This is a genomic window from Brevundimonas sp. (genome assembly GCF_036732845.1).
GTDB lineage: Bacteria > Pseudomonadota > Alphaproteobacteria > Caulobacterales > Caulobacteraceae > Brevundimonas.
Genome location: NZ_DAINBO010000007.1, coordinates 1 through 24,880 on the forward strand (window position 1 = coordinate 1; position 24,880 = coordinate 24,880).

General features: G+C 69.2%; 26 protein-coding genes. 6 read left to right on the plus strand and 20 right to left on the minus strand.

The window, feature by feature from the left end:
- Positions 1-58: 58 nt before the first annotated feature.
- Positions 59-1,354 (minus strand): Y-family DNA polymerase, encoded by a 1,296-nt coding sequence (locus tag V7D63_RS03920; RefSeq protein WP_333590950.1) that lies wholly within the window; start codon positions 1,352-1,354, stop codon positions 59-61.
- Positions 1,355-1,415: 61 nt separating this feature from the next.
- Positions 1,416-2,432, minus strand: coding sequence for an adenosine deaminase (locus V7D63_RS03925; RefSeq protein ID WP_333590951.1), 1,017 nt, complete (start codon positions 2,430-2,432; stop codon positions 1,416-1,418).
- Positions 2,433-2,503: 71 nt separating this feature from the next.
- Between V7D63_RS03925 and V7D63_RS03930 the strand changes: the two genes are divergently transcribed.
- Positions 2,504-2,662, plus strand: a complete 159-nt coding sequence (locus V7D63_RS03930) for a hypothetical protein (protein ID WP_333590952.1) — start codon at positions 2,504-2,506, stop codon at positions 2,660-2,662.
- A gap of 3 nt (positions 2,663-2,665) precedes the next feature.
- Here the strand turns inward: V7D63_RS03930 and argS are convergent, their stop codons facing one another.
- The 5 genes from argS to ileS all read right to left on the minus strand — a co-directional run bounded on the left by argS (position 2,666) and on the right by ileS (position 9,398).
- Complete coding sequence (gene argS / locus V7D63_RS03935) at positions 2,666-4,429, minus strand: arginine--tRNA ligase (RefSeq protein WP_333590953.1); 1,764 nt, start codon at positions 4,427-4,429, stop codon at positions 2,666-2,668.
- A complete protein-coding gene (locus V7D63_RS03940) occupies positions 4,426-5,130 on the minus strand; it encodes a Tat pathway signal sequence domain protein (protein ID WP_333590954.1) in 705 nt (234 codons plus the stop codon). Before V7D63_RS03940 ends, argS begins: the two co-directional genes overlap by 4 nt.
- Before the next feature lie 137 nt (positions 5,131-5,267).
- On the minus strand, positions 5,268-5,831 hold the full coding sequence (locus V7D63_RS03945; protein ID WP_333590955.1) for a DUF3035 domain-containing protein: 564 nt from the start codon (positions 5,829-5,831) through the stop codon (positions 5,268-5,270).
- A 60-nt stretch (positions 5,832-5,891) separates the two neighbouring features.
- Positions 5,892-6,395, minus strand: a complete 504-nt coding sequence (lspA, locus tag V7D63_RS03950; RefSeq protein ID WP_333590956.1) for a signal peptidase II — start codon at positions 6,393-6,395, stop codon at positions 5,892-5,894.
- 84 nt (positions 6,396-6,479) lie between these two features.
- Complete coding sequence (ileS, locus tag V7D63_RS03955) at positions 6,480-9,398, minus strand: isoleucine--tRNA ligase (protein WP_333590957.1); 2,919 nt, start codon at positions 9,396-9,398, stop codon at positions 6,480-6,482.
- Between the two features lie 244 nt (positions 9,399-9,642).
- Here ileS and V7D63_RS03960 point away from each other — a divergent pair, with 244 nt between their 5' ends.
- Both V7D63_RS03960 and V7D63_RS03965 read left to right on the plus strand, forming a co-directional pair.
- Positions 9,643-10,185, plus strand: coding sequence for a DUF3828 domain-containing protein (locus V7D63_RS03960; protein ID WP_333590958.1), 543 nt, complete (start codon positions 9,643-9,645; stop codon positions 10,183-10,185).
- Between the two features lie 53 nt (positions 10,186-10,238).
- Complete coding sequence (locus tag V7D63_RS03965) at positions 10,239-10,778, plus strand: DUF3828 domain-containing protein (RefSeq protein ID WP_333590959.1); 540 nt, start codon at positions 10,239-10,241, stop codon at positions 10,776-10,778.
- Here V7D63_RS03965 and V7D63_RS03970 read toward each other — a convergent pair.
- The 5 genes from V7D63_RS03970 to tipF form a co-directional block, all read right to left on the minus strand.
- Entirely contained in the window at positions 10,759-11,709 is a 951-nt protein-coding gene (locus V7D63_RS03970; protein WP_333590960.1) for a bifunctional riboflavin kinase/FAD synthetase, read from the minus strand. The two genes, V7D63_RS03965 and V7D63_RS03970, sit on opposite strands and share 20 nt — an antisense overlap.
- Position 11,710: 1 nt before the next feature.
- Positions 11,711-12,172 (minus strand): MaoC family dehydratase, encoded by a 462-nt coding sequence (locus tag V7D63_RS03975; protein ID WP_442882111.1) that lies wholly within the window; start codon positions 12,170-12,172, stop codon positions 11,711-11,713.
- Positions 12,173-12,242: 70 nt separating this feature from the next.
- Positions 12,243-13,112 (minus strand): TIGR01459 family HAD-type hydrolase, encoded by an 870-nt coding sequence (locus tag V7D63_RS03980; protein WP_333590961.1) that lies wholly within the window; start codon positions 13,110-13,112, stop codon positions 12,243-12,245.
- A 43-nt stretch (positions 13,113-13,155) separates the two neighbouring features.
- Positions 13,156-13,650, minus strand: coding sequence for a YkgJ family cysteine cluster protein (locus V7D63_RS03985; protein WP_333590962.1), 495 nt, complete (start codon positions 13,648-13,650; stop codon positions 13,156-13,158).
- A gap of 12 nt (positions 13,651-13,662) precedes the next feature.
- Positions 13,663-14,937, minus strand: coding sequence for a flagella assembly cyclic-di-GMP phosphodiesterase TipF (tipF, locus tag V7D63_RS03990; protein WP_333590963.1), 1,275 nt, complete (start codon positions 14,935-14,937; stop codon positions 13,663-13,665).
- 99 nt (positions 14,938-15,036) lie between these two features.
- On the opposite strand from tipF, the gene V7D63_RS03995 reads away from it, so the two are divergent.
- Positions 15,037-15,807, plus strand: coding sequence for an SDR family NAD(P)-dependent oxidoreductase (locus V7D63_RS03995; protein ID WP_333590964.1), 771 nt, complete (start codon positions 15,037-15,039; stop codon positions 15,805-15,807).
- Complete coding sequence (locus V7D63_RS04000) at positions 15,797-16,723, plus strand: lysophospholipid acyltransferase family protein (protein WP_333590965.1); 927 nt, start codon at positions 15,797-15,799, stop codon at positions 16,721-16,723. Before V7D63_RS03995 ends, V7D63_RS04000 begins: the two co-directional genes overlap by 11 nt.
- Here the strand turns inward: V7D63_RS04000 and V7D63_RS04005 are convergent.
- The 4 genes from V7D63_RS04005 to xseA all read right to left on the minus strand — a co-directional run bounded on the left by V7D63_RS04005 (position 16,693) and on the right by xseA (position 19,921).
- Positions 16,693-17,205 carry a response regulator gene (locus tag V7D63_RS04005; RefSeq protein WP_333590966.1) on the minus strand — a complete coding sequence of 171 codons (513 nt, stop codon included), beginning with the start codon at positions 17,203-17,205 and terminating at the stop codon, positions 16,693-16,695. The two genes, V7D63_RS04000 and V7D63_RS04005, sit on opposite strands and share 31 nt — an antisense overlap.
- Before the next feature lie 91 nt (positions 17,206-17,296).
- Positions 17,297-18,160, minus strand: a complete 864-nt coding sequence (locus tag V7D63_RS04010) for a M23 family metallopeptidase (RefSeq protein ID WP_333590967.1) — start codon at positions 18,158-18,160, stop codon at positions 17,297-17,299.
- Positions 18,157-18,360 carry a DUF2093 domain-containing protein gene (locus V7D63_RS04015; RefSeq protein WP_333590968.1) on the minus strand — a complete coding sequence of 68 codons (204 nt, stop codon included), beginning with the start codon at positions 18,358-18,360 and terminating at the stop codon, positions 18,157-18,159. The genes V7D63_RS04010 and V7D63_RS04015 overlap by 4 nt, the downstream gene beginning before the upstream one ends.
- A 97-nt stretch (positions 18,361-18,457) precedes the next feature.
- Positions 18,458-19,921: an exodeoxyribonuclease VII large subunit gene (gene xseA, locus V7D63_RS04020; protein ID WP_333590969.1), complete on the minus strand. Its 1,464-nt coding sequence runs from the start codon at positions 19,919-19,921 to the stop codon at positions 18,458-18,460.
- Positions 19,922-20,035: 114 nt separating this feature from the next.
- On the opposite strand from xseA, the gene purD reads away from it, so the two are divergent.
- Entirely contained in the window at positions 20,036-21,325 is a 1,290-nt protein-coding gene (gene purD / locus V7D63_RS04025; protein WP_333590970.1) for a phosphoribosylamine--glycine ligase, read from the plus strand.
- A 156-nt stretch (positions 21,326-21,481) separates the two neighbouring features.
- On the opposite strand, the gene V7D63_RS04030 is transcribed toward purD, so the two are convergent.
- From V7D63_RS04030 to V7D63_RS04045, 4 genes are all read right to left on the minus strand, one after another.
- A complete protein-coding gene (locus V7D63_RS04030) occupies positions 21,482-22,387 on the minus strand; it encodes a cobalamin biosynthesis protein CbiG (protein ID WP_333590971.1) in 906 nt (301 codons plus the stop codon).
- Between the two features lie 61 nt (positions 22,388-22,448).
- Positions 22,449-22,964 (minus strand): hypothetical protein, encoded by a 516-nt coding sequence (locus tag V7D63_RS04035; protein ID WP_333590972.1) that lies wholly within the window; start codon positions 22,962-22,964, stop codon positions 22,449-22,451.
- A 3-nt stretch (positions 22,965-22,967) separates the two neighbouring features.
- Positions 22,968-23,771, minus strand: coding sequence for an exodeoxyribonuclease III (locus V7D63_RS04040; protein WP_333590973.1), 804 nt, complete (start codon positions 23,769-23,771; stop codon positions 22,968-22,970).
- Between the two features lie 99 nt (positions 23,772-23,870).
- Positions 23,871-24,857, minus strand: coding sequence for a hypothetical protein (locus tag V7D63_RS04045; RefSeq protein WP_333590974.1), 987 nt, complete (start codon positions 24,855-24,857; stop codon positions 23,871-23,873).
- Positions 24,858-24,880 lie beyond the last annotated feature (23 nt).

Sequence of the window (24,880 nt, forward strand, 5' to 3'; positions counted from 1 at the left end):
CTCCCGCGAGAGCGCCGACCTAAGGCCCCGACTCCGGGCCGAAGTCAAGCGAGGCCGATCATTCGCAGAACTCGTCCAACTCGGGGATGCGGTTGAAGGCGATCTTGGCCCCGACATAGGCGGGCAGGTCGGGGCGCGGGCCGATGCTGACCGTATCCTTGCCGAAGCGGCGGTTCAGCGTGTCCAGGGCCTGCGACAGACGCAGCGAACGCGAGGCGCCGCCCTGGTCCGGGCCGGGGTCGAACAGATCGGGCGCGGTCTCGCCGATTGGCTTCAGCGCGTGGATCGACACCCCGACATAGGACGGCCGCGCGCCCAGCCCGGGCGCCGCCCGCCGCCACAGAGTCTCCAGCGCCGCCAACAGCACGAAGGTGTCGCTGGTCGGGGGCACGGCGACGTTGAAGCCGCTCGCCCACCCGCCGCGCTTTTGCGGCTCGTCCAGGTCGATATGCAGGCCCAGGGACCCGCCGGTCAGGCCCAGCCGCCGCAGCCGGGCGCCGCATTTGACGATCAACCGCCGCGCCACCGCCCGCGCTCCTTCGGGCGTGCGCATGGCCGAGGCCAGGACATGGCTGTGGCTGATCGAGGCGATGGGCTTGGGCGGGGGCGTGTCGCTGTCCAGGCCGCGCAGGCCGCGCCAGATCCGCTCGCCCTCGACGCTGCCCCATAGGGCGCGGGCGCGGCGGGCGTCCAGCGCCCACAGCCCGGCCGTGTCGGTGATCCCCGCCGCCGCCAGCCGCTTGACCATGCGCGGGCCGACGCCGGGATATTTCGACAGCGACAGGCCCAGCAAGGGACCGGGCAGGGCGTCGGCGCGCAGCACGGTCAGGCCGTCCGGCTTCTGCATCCCGCACGCCGTCTTGGCCAGGAATCGGCTGGGCGCCAGGCCGACGGAAGAGTGCAGGCAGTCGCCGACCTCCTTGCGGATCGCGGCCTGGACGGCCCGGGCCAGGGGAACGGCCTGGTCCACCCGTCGCTGGCCGCGGGTCAGTTCGCAGGACGCCTCGTCGATCGAGCCGACCTTGAAGATCGGCACATGGCGGTCCAGCACCGCCATGATGCGGTGATGGATCTTCACATAGAGGTCGGGCCGGGCGTCGGCGACGATCAGGCCGGGGCACAGGGCGCGCGCCTCGGAGACCCGCATGCCCGTCCGCACGCCGAAGGCCTTGGATTCATAGCTGGCGGCGATGGCGCCGGTGTGTTCGCTGGGGGCGGGCCGCACGATGACGGGCTTGCCGCGCCAATCCGGGTTCATCTGCTGTTCGACGCTGGCGAAATAGGCGTTCAGGTCCAGGAACAGCCAGCGCAGGCCCGCACCATCCTCTCCGCCGTCTGGAACCGCATCGCCCATGACGGGAACATATCAGGAACATTTAGGCGAATGAAGAGGACCGCCCCAACCGGCGGCAGGGTCAGGCCGCGTAGGCGTCGATCTTTGCGAGATGACGCGCCTTCTCGCTTTCGCTCAGGAAGCTGCCCTCGAAACTGTTCCGGGCGATCTGGGTCACCTGTTCGCGGGTCAGGCCGACCGCCGCCGCCAACTGTTTGTAGTTGGCGTTCACATAACCGCCGAAATAGGCCGGGTCGTCCGAGTTCAGGGTCACGTGCAGACCCCGGCGCAGCATCTCGGGGACCGGGTGGTCCTTCAGGTCCTTGACCACGCACAGTTTCAGGTTCGACAGCGGACAGACGGTCAGGGTCATCCGTTCGCCGGCCAGGCGGCGGATCAGGCCCTCGTCCTCCATCGAACGGTTGCCGTGGTCCATGCGGTCGATGTGCAGCAGGTCCAGCGCCTCATGCACATAGGCGGGCGGGCCTTCCTCTCCGGCGTGGGCGACACGCTTCAGGCCCAGTTCGGCCGCACGCGCGAAGACCCGCGCGAATTTCGACGGCGGGTGGCCGACCTCGGACGAATCCAGCCCGACGCCCACGATGCGGTCGAGGAAGGGGGTTGCGGCCTCCAGCGTGGCGAAGGCGGCGGCTTCGTCCAGATGGCGCAGGAAGCACAGGATCAGTTTGGAGGTGACGCCCAGCTCGTTCTCGGCGCGGGTCATGCCGTCCCACAGGCCCTCGATCACCGTCTCCATCGCCACGCCGCGGTCGGTGTGGGTCTGGGGGTCGAAGAAGATTTCGGCGTGGCGGACATTGTCGGCGGCGGCGCGCTGGAAATAGGCGAAGGCCAGATCCTCGAAATCGCGCCGGGTCAGCAGGACGTTCGCCCCCGCGTAATAGATGTCGAGAAAGTCTTGCAGGTTCGAGAAATCATAGGCCGCGCGCACGGCCTCGACGCTGTCGAACGGGATCGACACGCCGTTGCGCCGGGCCAGCTCGAACATCAGCTCGGGTTCCAGACTGCCCTCGATATGCAGGTGCAGTTCAGCCTTGGGCAGGCCGTCGATATAGGCGTCCAGGGATTGGGGCTGAGACATCACGGTTTCCGGCGCTGACAGGAACGAGGCCTGTCTGTTAGCGTTGAACGATCCACCTTAGGAGCACCGCCATGACCGACAAGCAAGACAAGCCGATCATCATCAACACCACGCCCGGCGTCATGGGCGACGGCACCGAGGAACAGAACCTGGGCCAGCCGGGTGATCCGTCCAAGCGCATCACCGAAGACGAAGTCCAGGACGCCTTCGGCGAGAAGAAGCCGGGCTGAACCCTACATCCGCTCCGGCGTCGCGATGCCCAGCAAGTCCAGCGCGATCTCCAACTGATCCAGCGCGGCCTTCGACAGGGCCAGGCGCGAGGCCCTGGTCGCGTCGTCCGGCGCGATCAACACCGGGCAGGCGGCGTAGAATTTCGAGAACGACTGCGCCAGACGATAGGCGTGCTCGGCGATCAGGTGCGGCATGCGCTTGTCATAGGCGTCGGAGACGGCCTGGTCGAAGGCGTCCAGCGTCAGGGCCAGGTCGCGCTCGGCCGGTTCGGCCACCGCGATGGCGCCGGGCGTCAGCCCCTGGTCGGCGGCTTTGCGCAGCAGGGATTTGATGCGCACGGCCTGGTACAGCAGATACGGCCCGGTCTTGCCCTCGAACGACATGAACCGGTCCAGGTCGAAGACGTAGCTGGTGGTCCGCGCGTTCGACAGGTCGGCGAATTTCAGCGCGGCGACGGCCACCTTGTGGGCGGTTTCCTCGAACTCGGCCTCGGGCAGATCGGCGCCCAGGTCGGCCTCTTTCAGCCGCTCGCGCGCCTTGTCCCTGGCCTGGGTGATCAGGTCGTGCAGCTTCAGCACCCCGCCCGCGCGGGTCTTGAAGGGCTTGCCGTCGGTTCCGTTCATGGTGCCGTTGGCGGTGTGCTCCAACTGCCCCGGCGCGGCGTAGCCGGCCTTGTAGGCGGCGCGGAACACCTGTTCAAAATGGTCGCCCTGACGCTGATCGACGCAATAGAGGATCAGGTCGAAGTCCTGGTCGCGGCGGCGTTGCAGGATGGTGGCCAGATCGGTCGTGCCGTACATGGCCGAGCCTTCCGACGACACCAGCAACAGCGGCGGCAGCTCGCGCTTGTCGCCGTCCTCGACCACGCGGATGATCCAGGCGCCCTGATCGAACTCGGCCAGGCCGCGCGCCTTCAGCTCGGCGACCATGTCGGGGATCAGGGGGTCGGCGTCCGACTCTCCGTTCCACAGGTCGAAGGTCACGCCCAGCGCGCCGAATTCACGCTCCAGCGCCGTGCGGCTGACGGCGACGAAATGCGACCACAGGGCGCGATAGCCGGGACGTCCGGCCTGAAGTTCGGCCGTCGCCTTGCGGGCGCGGTCGCGGAAGTCGGGGTCTTCCTTGGCCTTGGCGGCGGCCAAAGGATACAGGCGCTCCAGGTCCTCCAGCGTCACCGGGCTTTCGCTCGGGAAGGGACCTTCGCCCTCGGGCAGGAAGGCGTCGACCCTGCCCTCGTCGCCGGCGGCGACGATCAGCAGGCCCATCTGAAAGCCCCAATCGCCGAAATGGGCGTCGCCCCAGACGGTGTCGCCGCGGAAACGGAACAGCCGCTTCAGGCTCTCGCCGATGATGGAGCTGCGCAGGTGGCCGACGTGCATCGGCTTGGCCACGTTCGGCCCGGCGTAGTCGATGATCACCCTGCGCGGTTCGGCGACCGTGGAGGCGCCCGCGTGCACGGCGTCGCCCGCCGCCTGGGCCGCGCGCGCGGCCAGGGCCTGATCCGAGACCTTCAGGTTGATGAAGCCGGGACCGGCGATCTCGACCGAGACCAGACGCGGATCGCCGTCCAGCCGCGCGGCGACGCGGGCGGCCAGTTCACGCGGATTGGCGCCGATCGACTTGGCGGCGGCCAGGGCGCCGTTCGATTGGAAGTCGGCCAGATCGGGTCGATCCGAGGCGGTGACGCGCCCCTGGGAACCCGCCACGCCTTCGGCGGCGAAGGCGGCCTGGACCGCTTCGCCTAGAGCCGTCCTGAGATCGGTCATTGGGCGCCGGGCGCCGGGGTCTGAGCCGGGGCCTGGGCGGGCGTCTGCGGCTGGCCCGCCGGGATGCGGAAGCGGCTGCCCGAGCGGTTGAACTCGGCCATTTCCGGCGTGACCTCGAAGCCGACCAGAACCTCGAAATTATCACCGGCCACGGTGGCCGTGGCGCGCGGGATCAGGATGGTGTTGTCCTGGGTGACGGACGCCGTCTGCTGACCCTCGAAATTGACCGGCAGGTCGAAATACTCCTTGGCCAGGACGGCGCGGTTCCGCTCGGTCACGGCGATCCAATAGCGATAGGTGCGCTGGTCGCCCTGGGCCTGGGGGCCGCGACCCAGGTTGAACAGGGTGCGGATCTCCAGCTCGATCGGCTCGTCCGACTGATAGGCGCAGTCCGAGACCAGGCCCTCGATCTCGCCGGTGAAGCCGACGTTCTGCATCGACGGCCGGTTGTCGGTCAGTTCGACGTAGCGGGCGCCTTCGTACAGGATCTTCACATAGGGGCAGGGACCGGCGGCGGCGCGGCGGCGCAGCGGCTGGATGCGCGGCCGATTGCGGTTGGCGTCCTGATCCGTTCCGTCGGCGGTCTCGCGGCGGCCTTCGGTGCTGCGGCTGCCGCGCGTGGCGACCTGAGCCTCGGCGACGGTGGCCAGGGTTCCGCCGGCCAGGGCGGCGGCGGCGAGGGCGAAGAAGACGCGACGCATCGGGTTCAATCCAAGCGGAAAAATCGGGCCAGGCGGAAAATTGGTGTCGCGCCGGGACCGGCGTCGATCCCGCCACGCTCAATGCAGATAGCGGCTAAACCGAGGCGCGGCAAACCGGCGCCCCGATCAAGCGAGGGTCACAGACCGGGCAGTTTGAAACCGCTGCGACGCGGGGCGATCAATATGCCCGCCTGGCCGCCGGTCAGGGCTTGCAGCCGCTGATATTCGCTGGTCGCGTCGATGGTCACCGCGCCGCTCGACGTCTGGGCGGTGGTCGCGACCTGGGTGGCCGGGTCGTTGCGGCGCCAGAACAGCACGCGGTCGGCGAAGCTGGGGTCCTTGTGGGCCAGGTCGCCGAACTCGTCGTCGATGACGTAGCGGGCCAGGGGATCGGCGCGATCGGCGCCGGCCTGGGCGGTCAGGACCTGTTCGCCCGGCGTGCGGGTCACCGCCTGGCGCTGGCCCAGCAGGATCTGACGGGCGGCGCTTTCGGGGGCCAGTTCCTGGGGGCGCGGCTGGCCGGGGGCCGGGGGACGCAGGCCGTATTCCGGCGGCACCGTCAGCGGGGCGGTCGAAACGGTCACGAACTCGTCCGGCACGACCTTCACCAGGCCGATCGACTGACGGATGCCGCCGCAGGCGGTCAAGGCCAGGGCCGAAACGGCGAGCAGGGACAGGGCGGCGACGCGGCGGATTCGCATGTTCAGTTCAGGCTCCGGGCGCGGTTCACGCGCGATCACGGGTCTAGGAAGACCGCGTCATTACGACTTTTCGTTGGCCGCGCCAACCTTGGCCGGGCGGTCGGACAACAGGCTGTCGAGAAGCAACAGGGCGACGCCCACCGTGATGGCGCTGTCGGCCACATTGAACACCCAGGGGAAGACGCCCGTCTGGGAGAAGTCCAGGAAGTCGACCACATAGCCGAAGCGCACGCGGTCGATCGCATTGCCCAGCGCGCCGCCCATGATCAGGCCCAGGGCGGTGGTCAGAAGGCGACGATCCGATTTCGTCGCCCACCAGGCCAGAACGCCCGAGACGGCGATCGAAAAGACCGTCAGCGCCCCGCGCGCGGCGCCGCCGCCGAACAGGCCGAAGCTGACGCCCGTATTCTCGACCCAGGTGAAATTCAGGACGGGCGGCAGAACGGGGATGCGCCCAAGCTCGCGCAGATCGGCGCCGATCATCCAGGCCTTGGTCATCTGGTCGATGACGATGACGATGAGGGCGAAGGCGTAGGCCGTGACCGCGAGACGAGTGATCTTCATGCCGCGCCGGTAGCAGGAACCGGCGCGCGGGCGAAGAGGGAAAGCGTCATCCTGCCTTCTCCCTCGAGGGGGAGAAGGCAAAGGTCAGGCCCGCTGTGCGTCCCACCACCGCACCGCGTCGGCGTCGCGGGCGGACAGGTCGGGGTAGGCGGGGTCCGAGCCGACGTCCGGCACGCGGCGCCATGAGCGGGCGCATTTGGCGTATTCGGCCAGGCGGACTTCAGCGCTCACGCCATCGCCGCCGGGAGCCAGCTCGGCGCCCGATGTGCGGAAGACCTCGGCCGGGTCCAGACCGTCGAAGGCCGACAGGGCCTCGGCCGGGCCGGACACGCGCGGCCAGGCGTCCAGCGCCCCGCCGATGATCTTGTCGCGCCGCGCCGCCTCCAACTGTTCGTTGACGACCTCCAGCACGGCGTTGACGCGGCTCCAGCGCGCGGCCTCGGCCTCGTTGCGCCATTCGGCCGGCGTGTCCGGGATCACGCGCGCGCAGTTGGAGCCGCCGTCGGGGAAGCGGGTGGTCCAGGCCTCTTCCATGGTGAAGGGCGTCAGCGGGGCCAGCCAGGCGGTCAGGCGCATGAAGACCTCGTCCATCACCGTGCGGGCGGCGCGCCTGCGATCCGCGTCGGGGCGGTCGCAATAGAGGCTGTCCTTGCGGATGTCGAAATACAGCGCCGACAGGTCGCCGGAACAGAACTCCAGCACCGGCCGCACCACGTCCTGGAAACGGTACTCCGCATAGGCCTGGCGGACCTGGCCGTCGAGTTCCCACAGCCGGTGCAGGATGAACCGCTCCAACGGCGGCATCCGGTCGTAGGGCAGGCGCTCGCTCTCGTCGAACCCGGCCAGGGCGCCCAGCAGATAGCGGACGGTGTTGCGCAGCTTGCGATAGGCGTCGACCGTGGTTTGCAGGATCTGTTTTCCGATCCGCTGGTCCTCGGCATAGTCCACCAGGGCGACCCACAGACGCAGGATGTCGGCCCCGCTCTCCTTGATCACCACCGCCGGATCGGTGGTGTTGCCCTTGGACTTCGACATCTTCTCGCCGTTCTCGTCCTGGGTGAAGCCGTGGGTCAGCACGGCCTTGTAGGGCGCGCGGCCGCGCGTGCCGGAGCCTTCCAACAGGTTCGACTGGAACCAGCCGCGATGCTGGTCCGAACCTTCCAGATACAGATCCGCCGGCCAGTGCGACGGGCGGTCGCCCGTATAGCCCTGCTCGGGCGTGCGCGGCTCCAGGGTGAAGGCGTGGGTGCAGCCCGAGTCGAACCAGACGTCCAGGATGTCCTCGACCTTTTCGTACCGGGCCGGGTCGTGGGCGCCCAGGAAGGCCGCGTCAGGGGTTTCAAACCAGGCGTCGGCGCCGCCCGCCGCGACGGCGGCGGCGATGCGGGCGTCGACCTCGGGATCGTGCAGCGGCTGGCCGGTCTGTTTGTCGACGAACATGGCCAGGGGCGTGCCCCAGGCGCGTTGGCGGCTGATCAGCCAGTCGGGACGACCCTCGACCATCGAACGGATGCGGTTCTTGCCCACGGCCGGATAGAAGACCGTCTCGTCGATGGCGCGCAGCGCGGTCTCGCGCAGGGTGTCGCCGTCGTTCAGCGACTCATCCATGCGGATGAACCATTGGGGCGTGTTGCGGAAGATGACCGGCGCCTTGGATCGCCAGCTATGCGGATAGGAATGCTCCATCCGGCCGCGCGCCAGCAGGGCGCCCGCCTCGATCAGCTTGTCCATGACCGCGCCGTTGGCCGGGCCGAATTTGCCGGTCTTCTTGCCCTCGGTCTCCAGCACCTTCAGCCCCCCGAACAGCGGGACGTGGTCGTAATAGGCGCCGTCGGGATCGACCGTGTCGGGCACCTCGTGATGACCGTGGGCCTTCCACACCTCGAAGTCGTCGGCGCCGTGGCCGGGGGCGGTGTGCACGAAGCCCGTGCCCGCGTCGTCGGTGACGTGATCGCCCGCCAACAGGGGCACGGCGAAGCCATAGCCGGGGTGCAGCGGGGCCAGCGGATGGGCGCACTCAAGCCCTGACGGATTGACGGCGTCGATACGGGTCCACTCGGCGATCTTGGCCGCGGTGCGCACGTCCTCGGCCAGCTTGTCGGCGACGATGAACCGCTCGCCCGGCTTGGCCCAAGGCTCGAACTCCAGCCCCGTCTCCATGGCCGTGACCTCATACAGGCCATAGGCGATCTCGGGACCATAGCTGATCGCCCGGTTGGCCGGGATGGTCCAGGGCGTGGTGGTCCAGATCACCACCGACGGCGTGGCGTGGCGGAAGGCCAGCAGGTCGTCCGGGTGGTCGTCGCTGACCCCTGTGACCGGGAATTTCACCCAGATCGTCGGGCTGACGTGGTCATGATATTCGACCTCGGCGTCGGCCAGGGCGGTGCGCTCGACCGGCGACCACATCACCGGCTTGGACCCGCGATACAGTTGGCCCGAGTTCTTGAAACGGTGGAATTCCTTGACGATGGCCGCCTCGGTGGCGAAGTCCATGGTGGCGTAGCGGCGGTCCCAGTCGCCCAGGACGCCCAGGCGCTTGAACTGGTCGCGCTGCACATCGATCCAGCCGGCGGCGTATTCGCGACAGGCGGCGCGGAAGGCGGCTTTGGACACCTCGTCCTTGCGCTTGCCCTGGCTGCGGAACCGCTCCTCGATCTTCCATTCAATCGGCAGGCCGTGGCAGTCCCAGCCGGGCACGAAGTCGACGTCGTAACCCAAGAGGAAGCGGCTGCGGACCACGAAGTCCTTCAGCGTCTTGTTCAGGGCGTGGCCGATGTGGATGTCGCCATTGGCGTAGGGCGGGCCGTCGTGCAGCACGTACAGCGGAGCCTTCTGCGACTGGCGCAGGGCGCGAAGCGAGCCGTACAGGTCGCCCCACTGCTCCAGGATCACCGGCTCCTTCTGCGGCAGGCCGCCGCGCATCGGAAACGGCGTGTCGGGCAAAAAGACGGTGTCGCGGTAATCGCGGCCGGAGGAGGTGGTGTCGTTGGCGTCGGCCATGGAAAGTCTCGGCGTCTTGAATGATCGGTTCGCGTCTTGATTTCAGTCCCGACGTGCGTGGGGCGAATGCCCTGTGGCGCTACGCCGGGCGGCTAATCGAAATCTTGCGAACGACGCGGACGGTCATGGTTCCGGCGGTCTAGCAGACGCCGGGGCGGGGACGCCAGCGCGGATCGTCAGGAACCGCGAGCTTGGCGGCGGCAAGCGACGAGCGCAGCATGACGAGAATGCGGGAGGGACCCCCATGAGACGCCTCGTCATCGCCCTGGCTCTGATGTTGACGGCCTGTGACCGCCAACCCGCACAGGAAGCCGAGACTGCGATCCTGACCGCCTTGCCCGCGCCGCCGCCTCAGGTCCCGGCCGAAGGGGCCGAAGCCTATGTTCGGGCGCTGTACGCCAGCTATTCGGCGGGTGACGCCGCGCCGTGGTCGGGACGCCGGGTCTGGTCGCGGCGCATGGGCGCCCTGGTCCGGCGCGACGCCGAACTGGCGAACGGGGACCTGCCCTATCTGGACGCCGATCCCATCTGCGACTGTCAGGATTGGGAGAATCTGTCGGTGCGTTCGGTCGCCCTGTCGCCGGTGCGGGCCGACGGCTCGGTCGAGGCGACGGTGCGTTTCGTCAATGCGGGCGAAGACCAGACGGCCCTGCTGAAACTGGTGCGCGAAGCCGACGGCTGGCGCGTTGACGACGTGATGAACCCCGGCCATCCGTCGCTGGCCGAGAACCTGGCCGCGTCCAACGCCCGGATCGAGACGGGCAAACAGGCCATGGGGCGCGACTGACCCTTGTCGGGCGGCGCGTCCGCGCGGATAGTCGGCTCCACAGTGAGGACGTCATGCGCCATTTCGCCCTGATCGCCACGGCCGCCGCCGCTCTGGCCGCCAGTCTGGCCTCCTGTTCCGACCCCGACGCCGCCGAACCCGCCGACGCTCCGGCCGCCGCGACCCTGCCGCCCGGCCGCCCCGCCGTCTATCAGGCCGCCGTCGAGGGGGCGGAACCCTTCGTACGCGCGGTCTATGCGATGTATGAGGCGAACGCGGCGGGCGAAACGCCGCCGCCCGGCCGTGACCCGATGTACGGCCGCACCTTCAACGCCGCCGCCGGCGCCGACTTCCGCCAGAACCAGGGCCAGGTCCCGTTCCTGAATTTCGACCCGGTTTGCGGCTGTCAGGACGGGCAGGTGCGTCTGACCTCGGTCACGCTGACGCCGACCGAGAGGTTCAAGGCCGACGCCGCCGTCGCCTTCACCGTCGACGGCCAGGCCAAGACCCAGGTTCTGAAGCTGGAGCGCGAAGGTCAGAGCTGGAAGATCGCCGACGTGGTCCCGGCGGGCGAGACCTCGCTGCTGGAACGGATCATCGCGACGCTGAAATAGCGGCCAGGGCCGTGCGCGCGGCCTGGGCGTCGGCGTCGATCTGGACCTTCAGCGCCTCCAGGCCGTCGAAGGTCATTTCCGGCCGCAGCCAGGCGATCAACTGGGTCTCGACGACCTGGCCGTACAGGTCGCCGTCGAAGCCGAACAGCCAGACCTCAAGCATCGGTTCGGGTGTCCGCCACATAGGCCGGACGCCCAGATTGGCCACGCCGTCGAAGACGCGGCCGTCGGCCAGGCGGGTGCGGGTCGCATAGACGCCGAAGGCGGGGCGCATATAGCCGCCCAGGGGCACGTTGGCGGTGGGCACGCCGATGGTCCGGCCGCGCTTGTCGCCATGAACCACTTCGCCCGCGATGGCGAAGGGGCGGCCCAGTATGGCGGCGGCGCGCGCCATGTCCCCGGCCTTCAGGGCCTCGCGCACGGCCGATGACGACAGTTTCAGCCCGTCCGGGTCGTCGATCCGGTCGGTCACCGAGACGGTGAAGCCCAGTTCGGCGCCATAGGCCCTGAGCGCCTCGGGCGAGCCGGTGCGGCCCTTGCCGAAGGTGAAGTCGAAGCCGACGGCCGCATGACGGACGCCCAGGCCCTGGGCCAGCACCCGTTCGGCGAAGTCGCGGTCGCTCATCCCCGCCATCTCGGCGTCGAAGGCCAGCAGATACAGGCGCTCGACCCCCTGTTCGCCCAGGGCCTGGGCTATCTGGTCCGGCGTCATCAGGCCGAAGGGGGCGGCGTCCGGCTGGAAGAAGCGGCGCGGATGCGGGTCGAAACTGACCACGCCCAGGGGCGCGTTCAGCGCGCGGGCGGCGCGGGCCGCGTCGGCGATCACCGCCTGGTGTCCGCGATGCACCCCGTCGAAGGCGCCCACGGCGACGGCCGCGCCCTTCAGCCCGGCGGGCAGGTCGCGCGGGCCGCGGATGATCTCGGCGGCCAAGTCAGTCCTTCGCCGGCCGACGGCGGCGCGGCACGCGGACCAGGGCCTCGCCATCCATGACCACCTCTTCGCCGACCAGGCCCTGGGCCTTCAGCACGACGCGGGCGCTTTCGGGGTCGATCTCGGCCACGGTGACGCGGGCGGTCAGGACGTCGCCGATGCGAACCGGCTTTTGAAACGACAGGGTCTGGGACAGGAAGATGGCCCCCGCGCCCGGCAGCATGGTGCCGACCACCGCCGAACCGATCGAGGCCGACAGCAGGCCATGGGCGATGCGCCCGCGATAGGCGGTCTTGGCGGCATAGGTCTCGTCCATATGCACCGGATTGAAGTCGTCGGACGCCTCGGCGAACTGGACGATGCGCGCCTCGGTGATCTCGACGTGTTTCTCGGCCGTCATGCCGACGAACATTTCGTCCAGGATGTAACCGCCGGACGGATGGGCTTGGACCAGATCGCTCATGGCCGGGCTTTAGCCGTAAGCAGGCGGAGTGGAAACCCTCTCCCTCCCTGTTCGGGGAGGGGGCGTCGTGTCACCAGCCCAGGTCCAGCGCCGCGTAGCGCGCATAGGTCGTCTCGGCCTTCAGCAGGTCGAAGGCGCGGGCGGGGTCCAGGGCGCCGTCGGGACCACGCGCCTGGTCGCCGTGGATGCCCTGGGCGATGAACAGGCAATCCAGCCCCTGGCGGTTGGCGCCCATGACGTCGGTCACCACGCCGTCGCCGATGCACAGGATGCGCGATCGGTCGATCGGGCCGCCGCGCAGGGCCTCGGCCGCATCGACGGCCAGGTCGTAGATCGGGCCGAACGGCTTGCCCGCCATCGTCACCCGTCCGCCCAGGCTTTCGTACAGATCGGCCAGGGCGCCGCCGCAATAGATCAGCCGGTCGCCGCGCTGGACCACCCGATCCGGGTTGGCGCAGATCATCTCCAGATCGCGCGCAGCGGCGGGGATCAATCGTTGACGATAGTCTTCGGGCGTCTCGGTCTCGTCATCCTCGGGACCGGTGACCGAGATGAAGGCCGCATCGTCGGCGCCCGCCGCGCGGATCAGGCCGACGCCGTTGTACAGAGCCTCGTCGCGATCCGGGCCGATGATCCAGGCCGGGCCGGGCGCGCGGCGGCTTAGCTCGGCGCGGGTCGCGTCGCCCGAGGTGACCACCGTCTTCCACGCCTCACGCGGCACGCCCAGGGCGTCCATCTGGGCGACCACGCCGTCGGCTGGGCGCGGCGAGTTGGAGATCAGCACCACCGTGCCGCCGCGCGCATTGAACCGCGCCAGGGCCTCGCACGGGCCGGGCCAGGCCTCGCGGCCGTTGTGGATCACCCCCCAGACGTCGCACAGCAGCACGTCATAGGCGTCGGCGACGTCGGACAGATGGGGCAGGGCGTGGGGCAGGCTCATGAGGATCGGGTCTCGAACGCCGGGGGAGAGGCGCCAGGGACTATCAGGCGGGCGGCAGCACGGCCACCTTCACCTTGCCGTCCGGCCCTCGGCTGATGTGAAAGCGGGCGTCGGCGGGCGGCGCGCCCAGGTCGATGTCCTCATCCGGGGCGATCAGCCAGACGCGGGGGAAGGCGACGGCATAGACGGTGTCGCCTCGCGCCCAGCCCACGCGCGACCAGGCCTTGAGCCGACTGTACAACGGCTCCTTCTTCCAGGCGGTGGGGTTTGAGGCGTCGCAGCGCGCCATCAACCGCCCGTCGGGACCCAGGTCCAGGATCACCTTGGACCGGTCGGGCCGCAGGGAATCGGGCATGGACGGATCTTGCAGCCAGCCGCAGCGGAAGGTGCGGCAGGCCTGGGGGCGGGTCTCATAGGTCTTGCAGCCCTTGCCGATGTCGCAATGGACGCACCACTGGCCGATGGGCTTGTCCAGCGCCTCGATCAGCATGGTCTTGCAGCACAGGGTGCAGGCGCCGCAGGTCCGAGCCTCGGTCACGACAGGCCGGTCTCAGCCGAAACGGCGGCGCTGTTCGGCGCTGCGCAGGGTCGACCGCAGGAAGTCCGGCGGCGGGTCGGTCTCGGCCAGCACCTGTTCCTTGATGGCGCGCGGCTCTCCGAACAGGTGGCCTTGGCCGGCGGCGACGTCCAGTTCCAGGATGTCGACCACCTGACGCTCGTTCTCGACCTTTTCGGCGATCAGTTCGATGCCGTAGCGACGGGTCAGGGCGGCGAAATCGGCGGCCTGGATATCGGGCATGGACCGCAGCGGGGCGGCCCCGTCCAGATCCAGAAGCTGCTCGATCATCAGGTCGGCGGCGACCTTCATGAATTTCACGTCCGAGCGTTGCAGGTCGGCGAAGTCGACGTCCAGCGTCTGGACCTTGTCGATCGAGAAGCGGAAGCCCAGGTCGGCCAGCTTGGCCATGTTGCGCGCCTCGACCGCCCCGCGCGCATCGAAGGTGGCCTGGCCCAGTTCAAAGATCAGGGCCTGGTTCAGGTCGCGGTTCTCGTTCAGGAAATCGAGGAACTGCGGGAAGAAGGTCTCGTCGCCCAGGCTGGTCAGGGCGATGTTGCAGAAGACGCCGACCTTGCGATCCTGACGCGCCAGGCGCCGTACGATCTGGGCGCAGCGGAACAGCAACAGGTTGTCGATCACCGGCGCCAGGCCCTCGCCCTCCGCGACCGACAGATATTCGGCCGGCATCATCACCCGATCCGAGGCGTCGCGCAGGCGGGTGAAGCTTTCGTAGAAGATGGTCCGCCGCTGGGGCAGGGAGACCACCGGCTGGAGATACAGATCGACGCGGTTCTGGCTCAGCGCCTCGTGCACGACCTGGAGCAGGGCGGTGGACTGCTGCTGGCGGCGCGCCTCGACCGGATCGGCCACGGCGACGGGACCGGCCTTGAACCGATCCTCCAGCGTCTCGGTCATCTGCTGGACCAGGCCTTCCAGCATCCGCACCTCGCCCGACAGCTCCTCATTGCGGTTCAGGGCGCCGCTTTCGATAGCCTGGGCCAGGTCGCTGAGGGCGCCTTGCGTCTCCTCAAGCGCATCGGCCAGCAGACGGTGCGCCTCGCGGACCTGGTCGATTTCCTTCTTCAGGGACCGACGGTCGGACATCTGGGAGATCAGGCCGTGGACGGCGGCGAACAGGCCCAGGGCGCCGACCGCCCCGGCCGCGCCCGCCCCGGCGCCGAAACCGGCACGCCAGATGAAGGTCCCGACCGTCATGGCCAGGAACAGATAGGCGAACGCCAGAAACGCCGAGGTGATGTTGCGCATGGGAACGGATCGACCGCCTTCCCGGATGGAATCGGCCGAGTATCGGGGTATCAGGGACGCAGGGCTAGTGCGCCGGATGACGAAAGGGCGGGAAAACGCATGGAATTGTTCGATCTCAGCGGCAAGGTCGCCGTCATCACCGGTTCCTCGCGCGGCATCGGGCTGGCGATCGCCGAGCGGATGGCCGAGCACGGCGCCCGCGTGGTCATCTCGTCACGCAAGGCCGGACCTTGCGATGAGGCCGCCGCCGCCATCAACGCCAAATACGGCGAGGGCCGCGCCATCGCCGTTCCGGCCAACATCGCCTCCAAGGACGATCTGCGACGGCTGGTCGATGAGACGATGGCCGCCTGGGGGCGGATCGACATCCTGGTCTGCAACGCCGCCAGCAATCCCTACGCCGGGCCGATGGCGGGCATCGCCGACGAGCAGTTCGACAAGATCCTTCAGAACAACGTCGTCTCCAACCACTGGCTGATCCAGATGGCCGCGCCCCAGATGCTGGAGCGCAAGGACGGGTCGGTCATCATCGTCTCGTCGATCGGGGGCTTGCGCGGCAACGCCCTGATCGGCGCCTACAACATCTCCAAGGCCGCAGACATGCAGTTGGCGCGCAACCTGGCCGTGGAGTGGGGACCGTCGAACGTGCGGGTCAACTGCATCGCGCCCGGCCTGGTCCAGACCGACTTCGCCAAATACCTGTGGGAGAACCCGGCCCTGCTGAAGGAGGTGACCGGACCCGCGCCGCTGAAACGCATCGGCCAGCCGGACGAAATCGCGGGCGCGGCCGTCTATCTGGCGGCTCCGGCCTCGTCCTACATGACCGGTCAGACCCTGGTCGTCGACGGCGGGATCACCATTGCCTGGTGATCGGCCCGGCCTGGGCCAGACGCTGGCCTGGCGGCTGGAGGCGGCGGGCTTCGCCCTGCTGATTGCGGGCCTGCGCGCCCTGGGCGTCGAGCGGGCCTCGGCATTCGGCGGTTGGCTGTTGCGGACCCTGGGACCGAAGACGGGCACCCAGCGCACGGTCATGCGCAACCTGCGCATCGCCTTCCCCGAGATGAGCGACGCCGACCGTGAACGGCTGGCCGCCGATCAGTGGGACCAGACCGGCCGCACCTTCGCCGAACTGACCATGATGGACCGGCTGACGCCCGCCTCGGGCCGGATCGAGATCGTCGGCGCCGAGCGGCTGGAGGCCATCCGCGACAGCGGGCGTCCGGTAGTCTTCGTCTCGGGCCACCTGGCCAATTTCGAGCTGATGCCGGCGGTGATCCTGGCGGCGGGCGTGCCGTGCCAAATCACCTATCGCGCCACGAACAACCCCTATGTCGACGCCATGATCCGCGAGAACCGGGCGCGCTATGGGGTCAAGCTGTTCGCGCCCAAGGGCGGCGACGGTGCGCGCGAACTGCTGGCCGGGATGCAGCGCGGCGAATCGGTGGCCCTGATGAACGATCAGAAGTTTTCCGAAGGGCCGGAAGTGACCTTCTTCGGCCAGCCGGTGAACGCCGCGCCTGGACCCAGCCGCCTGGCCCTGCGCTTCGGCACGGTGCTTCAGCCCCTGTCGGTGACGCGCCTGCCGGGGGTGCGGTTCCGCCTGACGGTGCATGAGCCGATCACGATCACGCCGTCAGGCGACAAGTCGGCCGACATCGCGCGCGGCGTTCAGGCCGTGACGACCTTCGTCGAGGATCGCGTGCGCGAACATCCCGTCGACTGGTTCTGGGTGCACAGGCGGTGGCCCGACGCCGTCTATGCGGCGCTGGAATCCTCGCGCTTCTGATCCGTGGCGCGACGGAACGGGCCTTTGTAGTTGACCGGATTCTGGCGGCGGCGGTCGGGTCCGAAATAGCTGTCGGCCTTCACATAGGCGCGGGGGCGCAGGATCACGGCCTGCATCCGTTCCAGGATGGCCCGGGCGGTGATCGGCTTGACCACGAACTCGGTGACGCCGGCGTCGCGCGCCTCTTGGACCCGGCTTTTTTCCGAGTGGCCGGTCATCATGATGATCGGCAGATAGGGGTTGGCGCTGTCGGGGCTGTTGCGGACCAGGCGCGTGAACTCGACCCCGTCCAGCGGGAACATGTTGAAATCGACGATGGCCAGATCGACCGGATGGTCGCGCAGGGCCTCCAGCGCCGCCGCGCCGTCATGCGCCTCGCGCACCTTGCGGATTCCGGCCGACTGCAGGATCGCGGAGGTGATGGCCCGCATGTGCTGGTTGTCGTCCACCAGCAAGACGTGAACGGATTCGAGAGACGCCATGCAGGGCCGTAAAAATAGGAACGCCGATTTCTCGACCGGTGATTTCTGAACTTAGCGCGGCAATGGTTAGCGGACTGTGACCGATTCGTATTCAGGGTTGATTGTAAACGGTTTCCGGTGCTCGCCTGCCGACCATCAGGGCTGGGTTCAGGTTTCGGTCCCGCCACTTCATGCGCCAGCACAGATGCGGACCCGTGGCCCGTCCGGTCATGCCGACGCGGCCAATGGCCTGGCCCCGCGACACGCGCTGACCGGCCGTCACGTCGATGCGGGACTGGTGCAGATAGGCGGTGATCAGGCCTTGTCCGTGGTCGATCAAAGTCAGGCCGCCCTCGAAATGCATGCCTGTCTGGGCCATGGCGACGCGGCCGTCGGCGGGCGCGCGGATGATCGAACCCTGGGGCGCCGCCAGATCGACGCCGTAGTGCGGGCGCGCCGGCGTGCCGTTCAGCACCCTTTGGCTGCCCCACTGGCTGGTCACGCGATAGCTGGCCAGGGGCCAGTCGAAGCCGTCGCGGAAATCGTCGCCCGCGACCCGGCTGGTGAAGGCCTCGGTCTTGGCCAGCACCTCTCGCTGGATGCGGGCCAAGAGTTCGGGATCGGTCGGTTCGACCGTCGAGGGCGGCAGGCCGTTGACCGTCGTCGAGGGAAACCGTCCGGGCGCGATGTCCAGCGTCCGGCGCGCCGTCTGGCCGTTCGGGCCGCGCGCCTCGATCTGGGCCGAGCCGGGCGCGTCGCGATCAAAACCGACCACGAACAGGCCTGCGTCGGAAGCGGCGGTCAGGGCTTCTCCATCCACGAAGACCAGGGCGCGGGGCCAGGTGCGGCCGAAGGCGAAGCCGCCCTGGCGCCATTCGCCGTTCAGGACCAGGCCGGGCGTCTCTTGCGCCAGGACGCCGCCGCCGACCAGGCTGGCGGCGCCGCCGATCAGCAGATGGCGGCGCGCGGGGTTCAATCGATCGGTCCCATGCGGCTGAGCGCCTCCAGCGGGCCGTGATAGGCCTCCTGCCGTTCGGAACTCCAATAGCGCAGGATCTCCAGCGGGATCGGCTTTTCCGTCACGGCGCAGGTGACATAACGGCCGGGCTTCAGCACCGCGAACTCGCCGTCGCCGAAGTGGACGGTCGCCTGGCCGGGAGTGGTCACATCGTTCATGAACCCACGATAGCCGGGCCGCGCGAACCGCGCCAAGCCCTGCGCGTCTGACGGGAGATGACGAACCGGTGAGCGCCCCTTGGGAGAGAAGGCGCGGTCAGAACAGGTCGCCCTGTCCCGGCGCGGCCGGCTTGGGTTTCGGCGTCGGACGCAGCTTGCGCGGCGCCGGGCTGTCGCCGTCGCCGTCGATCCGCGCGCCGCGTGCGCCGTCGGGGAAGACCAGATTGACCGTCTGACCGGCCGTCAGGCCCGCCGCCTGGGCGATCCAGCGGCCGTCGGCGTCCTCGACACGGGCGAAGCCCGGCTTGGGCTTGGCGGGGTCCAGGTTGGACAAGGCCCGCGCCAGGGCGGCCAGACGTTCGCCGTCGCGCTCGATCCTCTGCGGCCAGCGGCCCAGACGATGCGACAGGGCCTCCAGCCGGTCGCCGCGCCGCTGGATCGCGTGGTCCAGCAGGTTGCGGTTCAGCCGCCCGGTCGTCCGCGCCAGTGCCTGACCATGCCGGATGGTGTTGAGCTGTAGGGCCGAAAACAGCCTGCTCCCGGCCAGGTCCAGCCGTTGTTGCGGCAGGGCCAGCAGGTCCTCGGGCCGGGCGGGCAGGCCGCGCGCGGCGGCGCGCAGACGGGTGCGGCGATCCTCGACCAGCCGCCCGCCCGCCCGCGCCAGGCGTCCCGACAACTCAGCGACGGCGTATCTCAGATCAGCCAGAACCGGCGTCGCCATCTCGGCCGCCCCGGTCGGCGTCGGCGCGCGCCGATCCGAGACGAAGTCGATCAGGGTGGTGTCGGTCTCGTGCCCCACGGCCGAGATGATCGGCGTGGCCGCCGCGGCCACGGTGCGGGCCAGCGTCTCGTCGTTGAACGCCCACAGGTCCTCGACCGAGCCGCCGCCGCGCGCCACGATGATCACGTCGGGCCGAGGCAGGGGACCGTCGGCCGACAGGGCGTCGAACCCGCGCACCGCCGCCGCGACCTGGCCCGCCGCCGCATCGCCCTGAACCACGACGGGCCAGACGACGACCCGGCAAGGCCAGCGCTCGGCGATGCGGTGCAGGATGTCGCGGATCACCGCGCCGGTCGGGCTGGTGATCACGCCGATCACGGAGGGGAAGGCCGGGATCGGCCGCTTGCGCGCCGTCTCGAACAGACCCTCGTCGCGCAGTTTGCTCTTCAGCCGTTCAAGCTGGGCCAGCAGGGCGCCCGCGCCCGCCGCCTCCATGGTCTCGATGACGATCTGATAGCTGGACCGCGCGGGGTAGCTGGTGATCTTGCCGGTGACGATGACCTCCAGCCCGGTCTCGGGCTGGACCCCCAGGCCGCGCGTCGAGCCTTTCCAGACCACGCCGTCGATGGCCGCCTTGTCGTCCTTCAGGGTCAGATAGACGTGGCCCGAGGCGTGGCGGTTGACCTTGCTGATCTCGCCCCGCAGCCGGACGTGGCCGAACCGGTCCTCCAGCGTGCGCTTCAGGGCGAACGACAGCTCGGAAACGGTCTGGGGCGGATTGTTGTCGCGCGCCGGGGCGGCCGGGGCCTCGCCCTCGAAGACGTAGGAGTCGTCGCTCATGGCCGCAGCCTAGAGCAGGTCGCCGCGCCGCGAAACGGTCGGAGCGCCGCGCCAAGGTTCTGTTCACCCCTTTCCTGCCTTGACCCGCCGACCCGCGAAGGCCATTGCGCGGCCATGAACATCCTGCTGGTCGGATCGGGCGGGCGCGAACACGCCCTGGCGTGGAAGATCGCGCAGTCGCCGTTGTGCAAACGGCTGGTCTGCGCGCCCGGCAACCCGGGCATGGAGGCGCTGGCGGAGTTGCGCGACGTCAAGGCTGTCGACGCCGACGGCCTGGCGGCCCTGGCGCGCGAGATCAAGGCGGATCTGGTCGTGGTCGGGCCGGAATCGGCGCTGGAAAAGGGTCTCGCCGACCGACTGGCCGCGGCGGGCATCCCCTGTTTCGGACCCACGGCCAAGGCCGCCCAACTGGAGACGTCCAAGGCCTTCTCCAAGAATTTCCTGGAACGCCATGACATCCCGACGGCGGGCTACGGCGTCTATGAACGGCTGAAGGACGCGCGGGCGGCGCTGGACGTGTTCAAGCCCCCCTATGTGATCAAGGCCGACGGCCTGGCGGCGGGCAAGGGCGTGGCCATCAGTCCCGATCGCGCCGACGCCGAGGCCGAGATCGAGCGGATGCTGGGCGGCCGGTTCGGCGCGGCCGGGGCGCGGGTGGTGATCGAGGAATTCATGGCCGGGGAGGAAGGCTCGCTGTTCGCCCTGTGCGACGGTCAGCGGGCCGTGCTGCTGGGCGGCGCCCAGGACCACAAGCGCGCCTATGACGGTGACCTGGGACCCAATACCGGCGGCATGGGCGCCTATTCGCCGGCGCCGGTCTTCACGCCGGACCTGGTGGAGCAGGCCGACGAACGCATCGTCCAACCGACCATCCGCGCCATGGCGGCCGAGGGCATGCCCTATCGCGGCGTGCTGTACGCCGGGTTGATGGCGACCGAGGACGGTCCCAAGGTGGTCGAGTTCAACGCCCGCTTCGGCGACCCGGAATGCCAGGTGCTGATGATGCGGATCGCGGGCGACATCACGCCCTATCTGCTGGCCTGCGCGTGCGGCGACGTCTCCGCCCTGCCGCCGCTGGAGTTCCATCCGCAGACGGTGATCTGCGTGGTCCTGGCGGCCAAGGGCTATCCCGACAGCCCGTTGGAAGGCTCGATCATCCGTGGCGCGTCACAGGATTTCGGCCCGGACGTCCAGGTCTTCCATGCGGGGACCAGGAAGCGCGAGGACGGCCAGTTGGTCGCGGCCGGGGGGCGGGTGCTGAACGTCTGCGCCCGGGGCGACGACATCCAGCAGGCCCGCGAACGCGCCTATGCCGCCATCAAGAAGATCGACTGGCCCGGCGGTTTCCACCGCTCGGACATCGGCTGGCGGGCCTTGGAACGGGACGAGGCGCAAGAAGGGTAGCCTTCTCCCCTTGGGGGAGAAGGTGGCTCGCGGAGCGAGACGGATGAGGGGTAGGCCTGATCCGTCCTGGACGTCAGCCGGTCAGCGTGTCTGACACAGCCCCCTCATCCGAGCGCCTTCAGCGCCCACCTTCTCCCTCAAGGGGAGAAGGCAAAGTCACACCCCCAGGATCCAGCCCTCTTCGCTCTCGACCTTTTCGATCAGGTCGGGCGTCGCCGACTTCGGGGGAGCGAACGCCTTGCCCAGGGTTCCGGCGTCGTCCATCGCCGCCAGGGCCTCAGCGGTGACCCGCACCTGGGCCTGGTCCTTGAATTCTCCGGCCTGGGGCTTGGCGCCGAACAGCGACGGCCAGACCTCGACGACCAGGGCCGACAGAGGCTCCACATCGTCGGCGCCCAGCGCACGCCAGCCCGTGCCGAACGGCCAGACGGCGCCGGACGGTCCCATCTTCTCCAGCAGGCGCATCACCACCGGAACGCCAACCAGGGTCTGGCCGCCGACGGCCCCGGCGCCGTGCATCTGCCAGACGCTCTTGGGCTGGAGCTTGCCCTTGCGGGCGGCGTTCTCGGTGACGCGGAATTCGGGGATGTCGGCGCCTGCGCCCTCGGGCGGCTTGGTGGTGGTCAGCCAGCGCTGGGCCTGGCTGGCCGGGGCGCCCCACAGAGGCCAGGCCTCGCCGGTCATCAACCGGTTCATCTTGGCCGCCACCTGATAGCGGTTGTTGGTGTTGTCCGGCTTGTCGACGACGTTCTTGTCGATGAAGGACCACAAGGCGCGCCACGGCGAACCCTCCAGCCCCAGCCGCGCCGCCGTGCCCGTCGGATAGCCCAGGTTGAAGTCGAAGCCGACCAGCACCCGATCGCCGCGCTTCCTGTGGTCGGCCAGGATCGACGCCAGCAGGGCCTCGCCCTCGGCGCGGGTGGCGACGTTGTGGGTCTCGGAATACAGGCGGAAGCGCACGTCGCGCTTGGCCACGCCGATCCACAGCGAATTATCGCCGAGCTTCTTGCCTTCGGCGGCGGTCCAATCGGCGACGACATAGGCGTCGAAAAGGCGGGCCAAGACGGCCTCCTGAGTAAGAACACACGGTGGGGAGTCAGGCGGGGCTTCTAGCTCCCCCCGCTCAGGCCTTCAACAGCGCCTCGATGTGCGACAGCCAGCGTCGACCCAGGCGCAGCGCCTCCTGCGGCGAACCCGCGTGGCCGGGCGTGGCGGCGTTCCACAGGCCCAGCTCGAACTCCGGGTGACGGGCGTCCGCGAACATTAGCCGCAGCACCACCTGTTCGGCCTCGGGGGCCATGACGTCCAGGGCCTTTCTCTGCTCGCCGCGCCGGATGCGGGCGACGACGCAGCCGTCGACGATGATCTCGCCGCCCTCGACCTCGGCGAAGTCATAGACCAGGCCGTGTGCGCCGCGCGACCACAGCACCGCCATCTGGCCGCCGTCGAAATCCAGCGCGGCGGCCTTGCCCTCGGCCGGGGCGTAGGCCTCGGCGTCGGCGACGTGGCCGAGAGATTTCAGCATGGCGCGACGCAGCCGGCGTTCCGGCTCCATCCACCAGGCCAGGGCCAGGGCGCAGGTGGTCAGGGCGGCCGCCGCCAGGGCGATCAGCAGAACGGTGCGGAACGCCTCGCCCACGGCTCAGTCGCCCAGATCGATGTCGACGACCACCGGCACGTGGTCGCTGGGCTTGTCCATGTCGCGGGCGTCGCGATGGGTCTCGATCCCTCGGAACCGGTCGGCGGCCTGGGGCGACAACAGGGCGAAGTCGATGCGGATGCCGTGATCCCTCTGCCAGGCCCCGGCCTGATAGTCCCAGAAGGTGAAGGTCCCCGGCGGCTGGTTCCCCAGTTCCGAGGCGTCGGCCAGGCCCAGCCACTTCAGGGCGCGCAGGGCGGCGCGGCTCTCGGGCTGGAACAGGGCGTCGCCGGTCCAGGCCTCGGGGTTCCGGGCGTCCTGTGGTTCGGGAATGACGTTGTAGTCGCCGCACAGGGCCAGCGGCTCTTCCAATGTCAGCAGGTCGCGGGCGTGGTCGTGCAGGCGGCGGAACCACGACAGCTTGTAGTCGAACTTGGCCGTGCCGACGGGATTGCCGTTGGGCAGGTAGATGGCCGCGACGCGGATGGGGCGGGGCGCCTCGATCACGGCTTCCAGATAGCGCGCCTGCTCTCCGTCCGCTTCGACGCCCGAATCGTCGGTTCCCGGCAGGCCGCGCCGCACGTCCGACAGGCGATGCTTCGACAGGATGGCGACGCCGTTATAGGTCTTCTGCCCGTGGACCTCGACGTTGTAGCCCAGCGACTCCATGGCCTCGCGCGGGAATTTCTCGTCGATGCATTTGATTTCCTGCAGGCAGGCCACGTCGGGTCGGGCGGTCTCCAGCCATGCCAGCACCGTGGGCAGGCGGGCGTTGACGGAGTTGACGTTCCAGGTGGCGATGCGCATCGCCGGGACGCTAAGACCGGCGCCGCGAAAGTCTAGATCAAAACGAAAACGGCCCGGCGAGGGGTCCCGCCGGGCCGTCGTCGATGAAGGTCGGAGACCTTATTCGTTGGCCGCGGCCGGGGCGGCGGTGGTCAGGGTGCAGCCGCCGCCGATGCGGGCGGCCGTGGCGCAGGCATAGACCTGTTGCACGGCGCCTTCGCCGTTGGTGCGGGCGATGTAGCCCACGCCCTCGGCGGCGCATTTGGCCTCGTAGAAGCGGCCGTTGTTGTTGGCGCCCATGAAGCGGACCTGGGTCACGTCGCAGTCGTCGGCGGCGGTGCCGGCCAGACGGGTCTTGAAGCTGGCCGCGATCTCGCCGGTGGTGGTGAAGCGGCAGTTGGCGTTCTGGGCCGTGATGATGGTGCACTCGGTCTTGGTCCAGGCGCCGTTGTCGTCACGCTCGACCCAATAGCCGTCGGCGCCGTTGCAGCCGATTTCATAGACGTCCTTGCCGGCGTTGCGGCCGATCGACATGCCCTGATCGATCGTGCAGGTGATGCCCGCCGCCTGGGCGTAGCCGGTGATGATGCCCAGCGGGTTCTGATTGCCCGGCAGTTTGCAGGTGTCGGCCTCGGCCGCCGGATTGGCCGCGCGGGCGCGTTCGGCCTGACCGGCCAGCAGCACGCAGTCCAACAGTTCCGGCGCGGCCGGGGGCGTCTTGGCGACCATGATGTAGCCGGGACCGGTGCCGGCGGCGCAGACGACCTCATAGACCTTCTGATGCTGGTCGTCCTGGCCCATGAAGGCGGCCTCGGTGGGGGTGCAGTTGTCGCCCGCGGCGGTCAGCACGGCCTGGGCCTCGGCCATGACGACGGCCGGATCGGCGGGCGCGGCCTGACGCTGGCGGCGCGGCGTGCGGATGCGGCCCTGGCTTTCGGCCGCTTCACGGTTGGAGCGGCTGGTTTCGCGATTCTGTTGTGTTTGCGCCGCCGTGGAGGAGCCGCGAACGGTCGAACCGCTGGAGGTGGTCTGGGCGAAACCGGGGGAGGTGACGCCGACGCAGATCAGCGCGGCGCTGCAAAGGGCGGCGAGAGGGGTCTTGAACACGACAGTCAGCTCCTGGGCGGAAA

What these genes read in the sequence shown, in the direction of transcription:
- purD (WP_333590970.1), top strand. Translation starts at nt 20,036, where the DNA reads ATGAACATCCTGCTGGTCGGATCGGGCGGGCGCGAACACGCCCTGGCG.
- V7D63_RS03940 (WP_333590954.1), bottom strand. Translation starts at nt 5,130, where the DNA reads ATGCGTCGCGTCTTCTTCGCCCTCGCCGCCGCCGCCCTGGCCGGCGGA.
- xseA (WP_333590969.1), bottom strand. Translation starts at nt 19,921, where the DNA reads ATGAGCGACGACTCCTACGTCTTCGAGGGCGAGGCCCCGGCCGCCCCG.
- tipF (WP_333590963.1), bottom strand. Translation starts at nt 14,937, where the DNA reads ATGCGCAACATCACCTCGGCGTTTCTGGCGTTCGCCTATCTGTTCCTG.
- ileS (WP_333590957.1), bottom strand. Translation starts at nt 9,398, where the DNA reads ATGGCCGACGCCAACGACACCACCTCCTCCGGCCGCGATTACCGCGAC.
- V7D63_RS03980 (WP_333590961.1), bottom strand. Translation starts at nt 13,112, where the DNA reads ATGAGCCTGCCCCACGCCCTGCCCCATCTGTCCGACGTCGCCGACGCC.
- V7D63_RS04015 (WP_333590968.1), bottom strand. Translation starts at nt 18,360, where the DNA reads ATGAACGATGTGACCACTCCCGGCCAGGCGACCGTCCACTTCGGCGAC.
- V7D63_RS03945 (WP_333590955.1), bottom strand. Translation starts at nt 5,831, where the DNA reads ATGCGAATCCGCCGCGTCGCCGCCCTGTCCCTGCTCGCCGTTTCGGCC.
- V7D63_RS03960 (WP_333590958.1), top strand. Translation starts at nt 9,643, where the DNA reads ATGAGACGCCTCGTCATCGCCCTGGCTCTGATGTTGACGGCCTGTGAC.
- V7D63_RS03920 (WP_333590950.1), bottom strand. Translation starts at nt 1,354, where the DNA reads ATGGGCGATGCGGTTCCAGACGGCGGAGAGGATGGTGCGGGCCTGCGC.
- V7D63_RS03965 (WP_333590959.1), top strand. Translation starts at nt 10,239, where the DNA reads ATGCGCCATTTCGCCCTGATCGCCACGGCCGCCGCCGCTCTGGCCGCC.
- V7D63_RS03995 (WP_333590964.1), top strand. Translation starts at nt 15,037, where the DNA reads ATGGAATTGTTCGATCTCAGCGGCAAGGTCGCCGTCATCACCGGTTCC.
- V7D63_RS03930 (WP_333590952.1), top strand. Translation starts at nt 2,504, where the DNA reads ATGACCGACAAGCAAGACAAGCCGATCATCATCAACACCACGCCCGGC.
- lspA (WP_333590956.1), bottom strand. Translation starts at nt 6,395, where the DNA reads ATGAAGATCACTCGTCTCGCGGTCACGGCCTACGCCTTCGCCCTCATC.
- V7D63_RS03925 (WP_333590951.1), bottom strand. Translation starts at nt 2,432, where the DNA reads ATGTCTCAGCCCCAATCCCTGGACGCCTATATCGACGGCCTGCCCAAG.
- argS (WP_333590953.1), bottom strand. Translation starts at nt 4,429, where the DNA reads ATGACCGATCTCAGGACGGCTCTAGGCGAAGCGGTCCAGGCCGCCTTC.
- V7D63_RS03975 (WP_442882111.1), bottom strand. Translation starts at nt 12,172, where the DNA reads ATGAGCGATCTGGTCCAAGCCCATCCGTCCGGCGGTTACATCCTGGAC.
- V7D63_RS04005 (WP_333590966.1), bottom strand. Translation starts at nt 17,205, where the DNA reads ATGGCGTCTCTCGAATCCGTTCACGTCTTGCTGGTGGACGACAACCAG.
- V7D63_RS04040 (WP_333590973.1), bottom strand. Translation starts at nt 23,771, where the DNA reads ATGCGCATCGCCACCTGGAACGTCAACTCCGTCAACGCCCGCCTGCCC.